Genomic DNA, 12,536 nt, shown 5'->3' on the forward strand with positions numbered 1-12,536 from the left:
CTGGAGCGGGTAACGGGAATCGAACCCGTAACTAAAGCTTGGGAAGCTGCCGTGATACCTTTTCACCATACCCGCCGCGCCTTGCTGGTAGCACCTTGGCACGGCGGCATTCAAGCTGAAAAGAAGGGGAGCGAGCGGCTCTTAGCCGCCCCAGCTCCGGACCACGCCGCAATCCATATGCACGAAATTGGAGCGCGAATATTTGCCGACGCCGCCCGCACGGCACGCCATCGCGGCCCGGCCCATTTGGGTCACAGATCGCGAGCCGAGGCGCAGATCCGCCGCCTGACCCTTGAGGTGGAGCGAATTCTTGGCCACCCCGGAGGATCGGCTGCGCAGCATGTTATTGGTTTTAGGGCTGCGATAACCGGATAGCAGGGTATAGGGCTCGGTCGTGTCCAGAAGGTTGTGGGATGCGGCCATGATATCGACGGTGCGGATATCGATGCCTTTGACATCGTTGGTCCGCCAGTCGCGCATGAAGGCCGAAATCTCGTCCACCGCCTCGCGAATATATTCGCCCTCGATCCAGTAGATCGTGTCGATCTGCTCGCCCGTTCGTGGCGATGTCATCCGCAGGCGGCGTATATCGCCGGCGCCCCGCAGGAAGCCGAACGCGTTGCCATAGCTTGGGGCCGCAATCATTGCGGTTGCCGCGAATGCGCCCAAAAGCGCACGCCGCGACAGGCTGGTCGTCTTGGTGTCAGTCATTAGATTTGCCTGTCTGTCGCTTCAAGTTCTGCCCCCGCTTGGCGCGGGCTGTTCATCTTCCCCCAGATGCGACCTTAGCTATTGCACATTAAGATTCGCTAACCAAGGTCCGGGTTCCCGAATTTTTTGGACGCAACGTATTTCGGCGCAAATCCGCGCATTCGCAGCGTGGCGTGGCGTGAATGCCATGGCTTGGGGCCTTGGCGCAGCAGAGGGCGCTGCAAAGGTCTGATCGCGCGAATTTTAATGGACAATCGCGTTTATAACCGGCTGACTCGCAGCACCGATTTACGATGACTTGGGGAATTTGATGACCTTCGCAGCCTTGATGACCACCACCTTCCGCGCGCGCCGCGCCGTTCTGCCGGCCGTCGCCGCGCTGATGATCCTGGCGGCGCCGCCATCTGCGACTGCTGGTGTGACCGCTTTCAAACAGGCGGTGGCCGAGGGTGCGGCGCGCGCCGATGGGCTGGCCGCGCATTATCGTGCGACGGGTTTCGAGCCGATTTGGACCGCGCAGGACGATCTGGGCCGCGCGCGCCGCCAGGCGCTGATGCAGGCGATCGAGGACGCCCCGTCACATGGCCTGCCGGCCAGCCGATATGACGCACCCGGCCTTATGGCGATGATGCGCGCCGCGCGCACGCCGCGCGATCTGGGTGCGGTTGAAATTGAAATGTCGCGCATTTTCATTCGCTTGGCGCATGATCTTCACACCGGGATGCTGACGCCCTCAAAGGTTGTCGCAGACATCGTGCGCGAAATTCCGGTGCGCAGTGACGAGGATCTGCTGTCCAGCTTTGCGAGCGATCAGGGACCGCCAGCCGGCTTCTTTCGCGCGCTGACGCCCAAATCGGGCGAGTATGCGCGCCTTCTGCGGGCCAAGACGCAGCTGGAAGGCTTGTTGGCCACCGGGGGCTGGGGCCCCGCCGTGCCTGCGGCGTCGTTGGCACCGGGCCAATCGGGCCCCGCTGTCGTGGCTTTGCGCAACCGCCTGATGCGCATGGGGTATCTCGATCGCACTGCGACCGGTACCTACGACATCTCGATCCAGCAGGCGGTACAGCAGTTTCAATCGGCGCACGGTCTGGTCGCCGATGGGACCGCCGGCAGCGACACCATGGCCGAGATCAACAAGCCGATCTCCGAGCGTCTGCCAATGATCCATGTCGCGATGGAGCGCGAGCGTTGGCTGAACAAGCCGCGCGGCGATCGCCATATTCTGGTGAACCTCGCCGATTTCACCGCACGCATCATGGATCACGACCGCCTCACCTTTGAGACCCGCGCCGTGATCGGCAAGGATGCTTCGGGCCAGCGCAGCCCGGAATTTTCGGACGAGATGGAGTATATGGAGATCAACCCCGTCTGGAATGTGCCGCGCTCGATCACCGTCAAGGAATACCTGCCTCAGATGCAGCGCAATCGTGGGGCGGTCAGCCACCTCAAGCTGTACAATTCGCGCGGGCAGCAGGTCAGCCGGGCCAATGTCAATTTCAACGCCTATACTGCGCGGACCTTTCCGTTCGATCTGAAACAGCCGCCGTCCAATCGCAATGCGCTGGGATTGGTCAAGTTCATGTTCCCGAACAAGTACAACATCTATCTCCACGACACGCCGTCCAAAAACCTTTTCAACCGCAATGTGCGCGCTTTCAGCCATGGATGCATCCGCCTGCAGCGGCCCTTCGATTTCGCCTACGAGCTGCTGTCGCGGCAGGAGGCCGAGCCGAAGCCGTATTTCGACCGCATCCTGAATTCGGGTCGCCAGACGCGGGTCAACATGCAGGAACACGTGCCGGTCCATATCATCTATCGCACCGCCACGGCGCCTGCCAAAGGTCCGGTTCAGTACCGTCCTGACATTTACGGGCGCGACGGTCTGATCTGGGACGCACTGCAAAAGGTTGGGGTTTCGCTGCCTGCGGTTCAGGGGTAGATATCGCACCGCCAGACGAGGGGTGCTTTCATGTCCTACACCATTTCCGAAATTGCCAAATCGCTGGGGGCCACGGCCCTTGGCGATGACACCATTCGCGTCGGGGCCCTGGCCGAGCCGGGGGATGCCGGGCCGAATGATCTGGCCCTCGCCACCAAGCCTGAATATGCCGAGGGATTGTCCAACGGTCGTGCCCGCGCCGCGCTGATCTGGGACGGCGCAGACTGGCAAGGGCTGGGGCTGAAGGCGGCAATCGTCGCGCCGCGCCCGCGCTACGCGATGTCCGGCCTGACCGCGATGATGGATCTGGGCGAGGGCTGGGGCGACGGTATTCACCCGTCGGCCATTATTCACGAGACAGCGCAGCTGGGCGAGGGCGTGCATATCGGACCGCTGACGGTGATTGGCGCGCGCGCTGTCATCGGTGCGGGCACGCGTGTCGGCCCGCAGGTCAGCGTCGGGGCGGATGCCGTGATTGGTGAGGGCGGCCTTATCCGCGAAGGCGTACGCATCGCGGCCCGCGTGCGGATCGGCGCACGCGTCATCCTCAATCCGGGCGCGGTTCTGGGCGGCGACGGCTTCAGCTTTGTCACGCCAGAAAAATCCGGCGCCGAAGCCGTGCGCGAGACGCTGGGCGATCAGGGCGACGCGGCGGCGCAATCATACGTGCGTATCCATAGCGTCGGCTCGGTCCGCCTTGGGGACGATGTGGAGGTCGGCGCCAACGCCGCCATCGACCGCGGCACCGTGCGCGACACGGTGATCGGCGACCGGACCAAGGTGGATACGCTGGTGATGGTCGCGCATAATGTGGTCGTCGGCACCGACACTCTGCTGTGTGGCTTGGTCGGAATCGCCGGTTCGTCGCGCATCGGCAATAACGTGGTGCTGGCCGGGCAGGTGGGCGTCGGCGACAACCTTTTCGTCGGCGACAATGTCATCGCCGGCGGCGGCACCAAGATCCTCAGCAACGTGCCCGCGGGCCGTGTCATCCTGGGCTATCCGGCGATGAAGATGGACGCGCATATCGATATGTACAAACATCTGCGCCGATTGGGCCGGCTTGTGGCCGATGTCGCACAGCTCAAGAAAGCGGTTTCAAACGGCGAGCGGAGTGACTAAATCCTAGGCAACCGCTGACGGGGGTTTGGGCGTCCAAGGAGACATTGCATGAGCATTCCGGATCGTGTGATCGCCATCATCGCCGAGCAGGCCATGCTGGATCCGGCGGATGTGACGCTGGACAGCTCGCTCGAAGAGCTTGGCGTCGACAGCCTTGGCCTTGTCGAGAGCATCTTTGCCATTGAGGAAGAGTTCGACATCAACGTGCCGTTCAACGCCAACGAGCCATCATCGGGCGATTTCGATATCTCGACTGTCGGGGCCATCGCCAACGGGGTCCAGCGCTTGGTAGCCGAGCAAAAGACGTGAAACGCGTCGTCATCACCGGCGCCGGCACGATCAATGCGCTGGGGCGCGATGTGCCCCAAACGCTGGAGGCGATGCGCGAAGGACGCAGCGGCATCAGCGAGCTGGAGTTTCGCGACGTTGAGCGTCTGGCGATCCGCATCGGCGGGCAGGTCAAGGGCTATGACCCCGATGGCGATTTCACCCGCCAGCAACTGGCGCTTTATGATCGTTTCACGCAATTCACCTTGATCGCCGCACGGCAGGCCATCGCGCAATCGGGTATCGAGTTCAACGAAGAATTGTCTCTGCGCGCGGGCGTCGTGCTGGGCAATTCGGGCGGCGGCATGACGACGCTCGATGAAAATTACCGAAGCGTTTACGAAGACGGCAAGAACCGGGTCCATCCCTTCGTCGTGCCAAAGCTCATGAACAACGCGGCGGCCAGCCATGTGTCTATGGCTTGGGGCCTGCGCGGCCCGGCCTTTACCGTCTCGACCGCTTGCGCGTCGTCCAATCACGCGATGGCCCAGGCGTTTCAGATGGTCCATGGCGGCCTTGCCCCCGTGATGCTGACGGGCGGGTCGGAATCCATGCTCTGCTTTGGCGGCGTCAAGGCGTGGGAGGGTCTGCGCGTCATGTCCAAGGATGGTTGCAGGCCGTTTTCGGCCAATCGCAACGGCATGGTGCAGGGCGAGGGGGCAGGCATCTTCGTCTTCGAGGAATATGAACATGCCCGCGCCCGCGGCGCCGAGATATTGGCCGAGGTCGCAGGCTACGCGATGACCTCCGACGCGTCCGACATCGTGATGCCCTCCAAGGAAGGCGCCGCGCGCGCCATCTCGGGCGCGCTGCGCGATGCGCGGATCGCCCCCGAGGAGGTGGGCTATATTAACGCTCACGGCACCGGTACCGCCGCGAATGACAAGACCGAATGTGCGGCGGTTGCCGATGTTTTCGGCCGTCACGCGGACAAGCTGATGATGTCCTCGACCAAATCCATGCATGGTCATCTGATCGGCGGCACGGGCGCGGTCGAGCTTTTGGCCTGCATCATGGCGCTGCGCGACGGGGTCATCGCACCCACCATCAATTACGACGAGCCGGACCCCGAATGTGCGCTGGACGTGGTGCCGAACGAGGCGCGCGAGGCGCATGTGGATGTAGCGCTCAGCAACGCTTTCGCCTTTGGCGGACTGAACGCGGTGTTGGCATTGCGGCGCGCGGGGTAGGGCGCGCGCCGCCCGGCCTCACCGGTCAGAGCGCATCCGTGACATTCGGAATATCGACCGTCCCAAAGACGCGGCCCGAGGGCGATCCGCTGGGCGATCCACCGGGTGGCTCTTCCGAGACGCCCAAAGTCAGCGTGCCGCGCACGGCCGCAATCTCGGGCGGCAGGGCCAGGCGCACGGTCTCGCCCGCGTGCCACAGGCCGACGGATTGTGCGGGCTTGTCCGGTCCATGTGCCCAGACTTGTAGAATACGGCCCTCGGGCGCGGCGCCTTGGGTGCGTGTCAGGATAACCTCGTCGCGGATCTTGTCGACCACGGCGACCACGCGAAAATCGCCCTCTTCCGATGCGATCTGCGCGCTATAGAGCGGACCGCTACCCTCGGGTGGTACCGGCTGCCAGAGTGTAACCGCAACGGCGATCAGCGCGGCGAGCGCGCCGCCGCTCAGCGCCTGCCACAGTCCCAGACGCTGCCAGAAAGGCGTTCGTACCGGCGCAGGGAAAAGGCGGGCCAAAAGCGCCGTGCGAACCGCGGCGCGCGGTGCCACCGGATCCAGGTCAGCCATCTGGGCGAGCCGCCCCTCCCACTCGGTGACCTGCCGCGCAAAGGCGGGCTCGGTAGCGGCGCGCTGCCGCGCCTCGCTTTGCTCTGTGCCGGTGAGCAGGCCAATGGCATATTCCGCGGCCAGCATCTCATCTTTGTCCTGATCATCTGTCATTGGCTCATGCACTCCCTCAGGGCGCTGAGGCCGCGGCGTAGCCAGGTGCGCATGGTGTTGAGCGGCACGGCTGCCCGCTCGGCCAGTTCGGCGTAGCTGCGCCCCTCGAGATAGGCGCCGGTAATTGCGGCGCGGCGGTCTTGGGGAAGCTCGCTTAGGCAGGCGCCAATCCGGCCCGCCTCGGACGCGGCGATGGCCGATTGTTCGGGCGTGGCGCCGGGCGCGGGCACTATGTCCTGATAATCAGCCATATCCTTGTCGTCGCGCCGCGCACGGACATGGTCGATGGCGGTGTTGCGGGCGATGGTGATCAGCCATGTCATCGGCGAATGACCGGTCACGCGATAGCGATCCGCGTTCTTCCAGATCTTGATATAAGCCTCTTGCATGGCATCCTCGGCTGCGGCGCGTGTCCTCAAGATACGAAGGCAAACCGCAAATAGTTTCCCGCAGCTCGCATCATAAAGCTCCGCGAAGGCGGCGCGGTCCTTCAAAGCGCATCGGGCAATAAGGTCTTCGAGCCGCGCCAGCGCCGGGTTTGCGGCGGCTGCATTATTATCCGCCATTACCGCCCAACCTGCATAAATCCGTAAATATCGTCACCCCTGAAACTTCCACCCGGTGCCGTCCGTGGTTCAGGCAATTGATCTGCAAAAGGCAGGTCTTTGCAACCGAAAAGGATATTGGACATGACCATCAGGACCACAGCCGCCTTCGCATTCACCGCAGCCACTCTTGCCGCGCCCGCCATGGCGATGGATCACGGCAAGGCCATGGGCTATGCGCTGGCCGAGGATGGCGGCACGCTCGTCACAATGGCTGACATCTCGGCGCCCGGCGACGTGCAGACCTACGCGCTGGAGACACCTTTGCGCGCCATCGCGTACCGCCCCGTCACGGACCAGCTTTTGGGATATGCGGACGGCATGATCTATGAGGTCGATCCGATGACCGGCGCACTGACCGACCTGGGCGCGACTTTCATGGATGATGCCTTGATCGGCGAGGGCGCGGTGGCCTTCGATTTCAACAACAAGATCGACGCCGTGCGCGCGGTTGGCGCCGACGGTGCCAACCTGGTCTACTTCCCTGCAGGTTTTGGCGATGGTGACGACAAGGCCAATTCTGTCCGCCGCTTTACCGATGCGTTTTATGCGGATGGTGACAGCTCGGCCGGTGCGGATCCGATGATCTTTGCCAACGCCTACACCAATGCCATCTCTGGCATGACCGCAGGCTCCACCGCGCAATATGCGCTGGATGCACGCGCCAACGCGCTGGTCACGTTGGCCAATAACGCGGGCGAGCTTGCGACCGTGGGCCTGCTCACCGTCGATGGCGAAGCCGTGGACGTTGTCGATGCCGGGGGTTTCGATATCGTATCGCCCGAGGAGGGCACTGACATGGCCTACGCGATCCTGCAAATCGACGGCGAAGCCACCGCGGGCCTTTACGAGGTGGATTTGAGCACTGGCGCGCTGACGGATCTGGCCGATCTGGGCATGGGCGGCTTTTCCGGCTTCGCCGTATCGCACGGCAAGTAACGATCCCGGGCCCTCAGAGCCTGCAAGATGACGCAGCGAAACAGCAAGCGCCCCGGCTCGAATGGCCGGGGCGTTTTTGTATGCGCGATACCGGCCTCGATACGTAGCAAAAAAGGGGCGCGCCGCTTGGCACGCCCCTTCGGATTTCGGGATGAAGCAAGTTTTACTCGGTGAACGCGCCCACGGCCTCGTAGCCGGCGGTGAACCCGCTGAGCGACACGTCGATGCGCACCTTCTGATCGGGCGCTTGCGCGGGGACGAGGACGATCTGCGCGGTGGCGCCGCGCTTAAACGTGTCGACATCGGCCTGGGTAAGACCCATCTGCGCCACGCAGCCTGCCTCGGTGCAGACACGGTAGGGATAGCTCTTGGCGGTGCCGCCATCGACGGACATCTTCAGCTCTTCGGTCAGCAGCGTGACGAGCGGGACGATTGCGGTGGCACCGGCGACCGCAGGCTCCTGGCCCTCGATGCGAAAGACGCTGAATTCAGCCACGGGGTTGCCGCCTGCCTCGCGCAGCAGCTGGTAGAGCTGGCAGGGATCTTCGCCATCAGGATTGCGGAAGCAGCGCAGGTTCCAGTCGCCGAACTGCTCCTTGATATAGACATTGGGCTCTTGCTGCGCGACTTCGGTGCCCGTCGAGAAGGCATTGCCAGTGCCGGCTGCATCATCGGTTGCAGCATCGCTGGCCTCGTCAGTGGCCGCATCGGTGGGTTCTGTCGCGGGCGCATCGGTTGCCGTGTCGGCCGCGGGCGCGTCGGTGGGTGCCTCGGCAGCAGGCTCGGCCGCGGCGTCGGCCTCGGTGGCAGTGTCCTGGGCCATTGCGGCACCGGCAAGGCCGAGTGCGGCCGCGAAAGACAGGATCGAAATCGAGTTGGGCATATTGTCCCTTTCGGTCATTGAAGTTGCTTTGATTGCAGTTTCTTGGCGCATCTAACATGACGCGCGCGCGCTGTCAGGGGCAAAAAACCTGGCTTTCAAAGCATCAAGGCGAAATTCCGCGCGCGGCTGGCGCCCGTGCGGGAAAAACCGCGCTGTCATCCGCGCAATGAAAAAGGGGCCGCAAGGCCCCTTTCCCGAATTTCTCCCTGCCGGACTTGGCCGACTTATAGCTTGGCCGCGACGCTACGATACGATGGAATCGCCGTCAACAGTCAAAATGAGCCGCGGTCGCTTAGCCCAAAATTGACGTGTTGCACCAGGGGTCTCCAGCGCCGGGCGATCATGGGCCGCGCGGCGAAAAAAGGGCCGCACCCGAAGGCGCGGCCAAGTCTGACAGGGAGGAAGTCATCCCGCCGCCAAGAGGACATGCGCGCCGGAATGAAAATGATACTGGCATGGAAAGGTTAAGATTGTATGGTCTGCCGGCACGCCGCAAAGGCGGCAGGACCGCCTTGGGGAGATTTCAGCGACATGAGTGACGGCATTTTCATTGGCGGCGGCGGGCCAGAGTATTCGGTCGCGCAGCGCCTTAGCCTGAAATACGCCAACCGCCACGGCCTGATCGCCGGCGCGACCGGCACGGGCAAGACCGTGACTCTGCAGATCCTGGCCGAAGGCTTCTCGGCAGCGGGCGTGCCGGTCTTCCTGTCGGACGTCAAAGGCGATCTGTCGGGCCTTGCCGAGGCGGGCAGCGAAACGTTCAAGCTGCACGGCGCCTTCACCAGTCGCGCGGACAAGATCGGGCTGACGGACTATGGCTATCGTGCCTATCCGGTCACCTTCTGGGATCTTTTCGGCCAAGATGGCCATCCCGTGCGCACCACGCTGGCCGAGATGGGCCCGCTGCTGCTCAGCCGCCTGATGGAGCTGAGCGAGGCGCAGGAGGGCATCATGAACATCGCCTTTCGCGTCGCGGATGAGGAGGGCATGCCACTGCTCGATCTCAAGGATCTTCAAGCGCTGCTGGTCTGGGTGGGCGAAAACCGCGATGCGCTGTCGCTGCGCTATGGCAACGTGTCGGTTCAATCAGTCGGCGCGATCCAGCGCCAGTTGATGGTGCTGGAAAATCAGGGCGGCGCCGAGCTTTTCGGTGAGCCTGCCTTGGACCTTTCCGATCTGATGCAGATCCGCGCCGATGGGCGCGGGCAGATCAACATTCTTGAGGCGAGCAAGCTGATGGGCTCGCCACGCCTCTACGCCACCTTCCTTCTGTGGCTGCTGTCCGAGCTGTTCGAAACGCTGCCCGAAGTGGGCGACCCGGACAAGCCCAAGCTCGTCTTCTTCTTTGATGAGGCGCATCTTCTCTTTGATGATGCGCCCAAGGCGCTGGTCGACAAGGTAGAGCAGGTGGCGCGACTGATCCGGTCCAAGGGCGTCGGCGTCTATTTCATCACGCAGAACCCCGATGACGTCCCCGAGGATATCCTGGGTCAGCTGGGCAACCGATTCCAGCACGCCCTGCGCGCCTTCACAGCCCGCGACCGCAAGGCGCTGAGCCGTGCCGCCGAGACCTATCGCCCGAATGAGCGGTTCTCGACCGTGGATGCCATCCGGGATGTCGGCGTCGGTGAGGCAGTGACTTCTATGCTGGAGGACAAGGGCGTGCCCGGCATCGTCGAGCGCACCCTCATTCGCCCGCCATCGTCAAAGCTGGGGCCGATCGACGATGCGGGCCGACGCGGCGCGCTGGCCGCATCGCCGGTGGCCGGCAAATACGAGACCCGGATCGACCGGCAATCCGCCTACGAGATGCTGGCCGCGCGGGCCGAAAAGGCCGCAGCCGATGCTGCCAAGGCCGAGGAGGCCGCCGAGGAGAAATCCGTGGCCGAGCGCGAGTTCAACGCCGGGCGCCGCTACTCGGGCAGCCGTGTCGAGCGGTCGAGCGCGCAGCGCAAAAGCACCGGCGGCGGATTTGGCGAAGCGATCACCGGCGCGCTCTTGAAAGAGCTGAAGGGCACGACCGGACGCCGCATCGTACGGGGGATCCTCGGTGGGCTCTTCAAGGGTCGGTAAGCCAACCCTGCAAGAGTTTCTGGCATAATCGTCGATTCCGCGTTAACCTGTTGACGAGCAGTCAACAATAACAAGATGACGAAAGGGGCAGCCAGATGGCAAGCCGCAAATCGACAGGCAACAAGATGAAATCCAAAGGGCCCAAGCCCAGCCGCGCCAGCGCGTCGGCGCCCAACCCGCCCGCGCCTCTGCGCGGCAAAAGTGGACTGGCAGCCATCGCGCCCAAGCCACTGATCCCGGCGCAAGCGCCGCTGGTCATGGACATGAAGAACGGCGCGCAATCCCATGCAGAAAAGCCCAAAAAGGTGCTTGATGCGGATCTGAAACCCGCCAGAAAGAACGTGGGCAAAGATGCTGCGCTGGCCGCTGTCGATGGCGGCGCACCGCTGAAAAAGCAGGAGTTGATCGCGCAAGTGGTCGAACGCTCGGACATCGCCAAAAAGCATGCCAAGCCGGTCATCGAAGCGATGCTGGAGGTGCTGGGCGAAGCGATCGCCGAAGGGCGGGAGTTGAACCTGCAGCCCATGGGCAAGATCAAGCGCAAGCGGCTCAAGGAAACGGCCAAGGCGCGGGTCGTCGTCGCCAACATTCGCCAGCCTATCGCGGCGCAAATATCCGCACAGGGATCGTCGGTTCAGGATGGCACGCAAAGCGCCGCACCGCTGCCCGGCAGCATCCAAGGCAGCACCTCCGGCCTGAGCGCAACTGCCGCCAGCGCCCAGCCGCGTCATCCGCTGAAAGAAGCGGTTGCAGACGAGGCGGAGTGACGCTAGAAAACCGCCCAAGGGTGATTAGCTCAGTGGTAGAGCGCTTCGTTCACATCGAAGATGTCAGGAGTTCAAATCTCTTATCACCCACCATTTTTTGTCTTGTTGAATTGATTTGACCGCATCGGCGCCCATGGATTGGGCGCCGATTTTGGTTTGGTATCAAGAGGTTGCATCGCGGCCTGGATGCGTAGGTCCGCTAAGCCGCAGGGTCGGCACTGTGCCCGACATCAGGTAGTATCCAGCTACTACCCAGCTTCTCGAATTTCGGCCTAACCTCAAATCTTCAGTCAATGAGGGTATGGGAGATATCATGGCCAAGGCACTACATTCGATGATCCGCGTTCTGGAGGAGGAGCGGAGCGTCGAATTCTATGAACAGGCGTTTGGACTGAAAGTCGCTCAGCGCTTTGACTTTGACGGTTTCACGCTGGTCTATCTATCGAATGACGAGGCCGCGTACGAGCTGGAACTGACCATCAACAAGGACCGCACCGAGCCCTACGATCTGGGCGACGGCTATGGGCATATGGCCTTTGCCGTCGACGATGTCGATGCCGAGCATGCGCGGTTTGAGAAAGCCGGGTGGAGCCCCCGCAAGCTGGTTGATTTCAAGCGCGACGGTACGCTTTTGGCGCGGTTCTTTTTTGTGACGGATCCGGACGGCTACGAGATCGAGGTCATGCAGAAACACGGAAGATACCAATAAATCAATGTCCTAGGGAGGAAAAGGATGACACAGGATCTCAGGAGGATGACACGCCGGCAGCTTTTGTCGCGCGGCGTGGCGGCGGGGGCGGCACTCGTCGTCGGCCCCGGCTTTATCGCGGGCAAGGATGGCGCCTGGGCGTCGACGATGGACGCGCTCAAGCCCGAGACGATGGCGACGCTGGTTCAGATGGCGCGCGATATCTACCCGCATGACCAGTTGGCGGACGAATATTACGTCATCGCGGTCAAGGGCTATGACGTGCCCGAGGCGGTGGACGAAACCGAAGCAGGCATTGCCGCGCTGGACGAGGCCGCGCGAGCGGCAGGTTTCGACAGCTACCTCAAGACAGGCTGGGAAAAGGACCGCGTCGCGATTCTGACCAGCATCGAGGACACGCCCTTTTTTCAAAAGGTGCGCGGGGGCCTGGTGACCGGCCTTTACAACCAAAAAGCGGTCTGGCCGATCTTCGGCTACGAGGGCGAGAGCTATAGCCAGGGCGGCTATATCAATCGCGGCTTCGACGACATCGCTTGGATTTAAGGAGAGGATC

The 12,536-nt window shown here is 62.8% G+C and carries 13 protein-coding genes and 2 tRNA genes; 10 read left to right on the top strand and 5 right to left on the bottom strand.

Annotation, left to right across the window (positions count from 1 at the left end; all coding sequences use genetic code 11):
* Position 1: 1 nt before the first annotated feature.
* Both BW975_RS09610 and mepK read right to left on the bottom strand, forming a co-directional pair.
* Positions 2 to 75 (bottom strand) — tRNA-Gly (locus BW975_RS09610).
* 66 nt (positions 76 to 141) lie between these two features.
* The gene (gene mepK, locus BW975_RS09615; RefSeq protein WP_076532979.1) at positions 142 to 711 is read right to left on the bottom strand and encodes a peptidoglycan L,D-endopeptidase MepK; all 570 of its coding nucleotides are present in this window, start codon (positions 709 to 711) and stop codon (positions 142 to 144) included.
* A 310-nt stretch (positions 712 to 1,021) separates the two neighbouring features.
* Here mepK and BW975_RS09620 point away from each other — a divergent pair, with 310 nt between their 5' ends.
* Genes BW975_RS09620 through BW975_RS09635 form a run of 4 tightly spaced genes read left to right on the top strand, consistent with a single transcriptional unit; the run spans position 1,022 to position 5,289 of the window.
* A complete protein-coding gene (locus tag BW975_RS09620) occupies positions 1,022 to 2,650 on the top strand; it encodes a L,D-transpeptidase family protein (RefSeq protein WP_244512448.1) in 1,629 nt (542 codons plus the stop codon).
* A gap of 30 nt (positions 2,651 to 2,680) precedes the next feature.
* On the top strand, positions 2,681 to 3,772 hold the full coding sequence (gene lpxD / locus BW975_RS09625) for a UDP-3-O-(3-hydroxymyristoyl)glucosamine N-acyltransferase (protein WP_076532981.1): 1,092 nt from the start codon (positions 2,681 to 2,683) through the stop codon (positions 3,770 to 3,772).
* A gap of 48 nt (positions 3,773 to 3,820) precedes the next feature.
* Positions 3,821 to 4,081 carry an acyl carrier protein gene (locus tag BW975_RS09630; RefSeq protein ID WP_076532982.1) on the top strand — a complete coding sequence of 87 codons (261 nt, stop codon included), beginning with the start codon at positions 3,821 to 3,823 and terminating at the stop codon, positions 4,079 to 4,081.
* Complete coding sequence (locus BW975_RS09635; protein WP_076532984.1) at positions 4,078 to 5,289, top strand: beta-ketoacyl-[acyl-carrier-protein] synthase family protein; 1,212 nt, start codon at positions 4,078 to 4,080, stop codon at positions 5,287 to 5,289. The genes BW975_RS09630 and BW975_RS09635 overlap by 4 nt, the downstream gene beginning before the upstream one ends.
* 25 nt (positions 5,290 to 5,314) lie before the next feature.
* Here the strand turns inward: BW975_RS09635 and BW975_RS09640 are convergent, their stop codons facing one another.
* On the bottom strand, positions 5,315 to 6,007 hold the full coding sequence (locus BW975_RS09640; protein WP_076532986.1) for an anti-sigma factor: 693 nt from the start codon (positions 6,005 to 6,007) through the stop codon (positions 5,315 to 5,317).
* The gene (locus BW975_RS09645; RefSeq protein ID WP_076532988.1) at positions 6,004 to 6,573 is read right to left on the bottom strand and encodes a sigma-70 family RNA polymerase sigma factor; all 570 of its coding nucleotides are present in this window, start codon (positions 6,571 to 6,573) and stop codon (positions 6,004 to 6,006) included. The genes BW975_RS09640 and BW975_RS09645 overlap by 4 nt, the downstream gene beginning before the upstream one ends.
* A gap of 123 nt (positions 6,574 to 6,696) precedes the next feature.
* On the opposite strand from BW975_RS09645, the gene BW975_RS09650 reads away from it, so the two are divergent.
* The gene (locus BW975_RS09650; protein WP_076532990.1) at positions 6,697 to 7,551 is read left to right on the top strand and encodes a DUF4394 domain-containing protein; all 855 of its coding nucleotides are present in this window, start codon (positions 6,697 to 6,699) and stop codon (positions 7,549 to 7,551) included.
* Between the two features lie 163 nt (positions 7,552 to 7,714).
* Here BW975_RS09650 and BW975_RS09655 read toward each other — a convergent pair whose 3' ends face one another.
* Complete coding sequence (locus BW975_RS09655) at positions 7,715 to 8,452, bottom strand: invasion associated locus B family protein (RefSeq protein WP_083687036.1); 738 nt, start codon at positions 8,450 to 8,452, stop codon at positions 7,715 to 7,717.
* 513 nt (positions 8,453 to 8,965) lie between these two features.
* On the opposite strand from BW975_RS09655, the gene BW975_RS09660 reads away from it, so the two are divergent.
* From BW975_RS09660 to BW975_RS09680, 5 genes are all read left to right on the top strand, one after another.
* Positions 8,966 to 10,507 (top strand): helicase HerA-like domain-containing protein, encoded by a 1,542-nt coding sequence (locus tag BW975_RS09660; RefSeq protein ID WP_076533621.1) that lies wholly within the window; start codon positions 8,966 to 8,968, stop codon positions 10,505 to 10,507.
* Positions 10,508 to 10,602: 95 nt separating this feature from the next.
* A complete protein-coding gene (locus BW975_RS09665) occupies positions 10,603 to 11,274 on the top strand; it encodes an HU family DNA-binding protein (protein ID WP_076532992.1) in 672 nt (223 codons plus the stop codon).
* An 18-nt stretch (positions 11,275 to 11,292) separates the two neighbouring features.
* Positions 11,293 to 11,367: transfer RNA gene (locus BW975_RS09670), tRNA-Val, on the top strand.
* A gap of 220 nt (positions 11,368 to 11,587) precedes the next feature.
* On the top strand, positions 11,588 to 11,983 hold the full coding sequence (locus BW975_RS09675; protein WP_076533624.1) for a VOC family protein: 396 nt from the start codon (positions 11,588 to 11,590) through the stop codon (positions 11,981 to 11,983).
* Positions 11,984 to 12,007: 24 nt separating this feature from the next.
* Positions 12,008 to 12,526: a Twin-arginine translocation pathway signal gene (locus BW975_RS09680; protein ID WP_076532994.1), complete on the top strand. Its 519-nt coding sequence runs from the start codon at positions 12,008 to 12,010 to the stop codon at positions 12,524 to 12,526.
* Positions 12,527 to 12,536 lie beyond the last annotated feature (10 nt).

Origin of the sequence: Roseovarius nanhaiticus, assembly GCF_900156535.1 — a bacterium.
Classification (GTDB): Bacteria; Pseudomonadota; Alphaproteobacteria; order Rhodobacterales; family Rhodobacteraceae; genus Roseovarius; species Roseovarius nanhaiticus.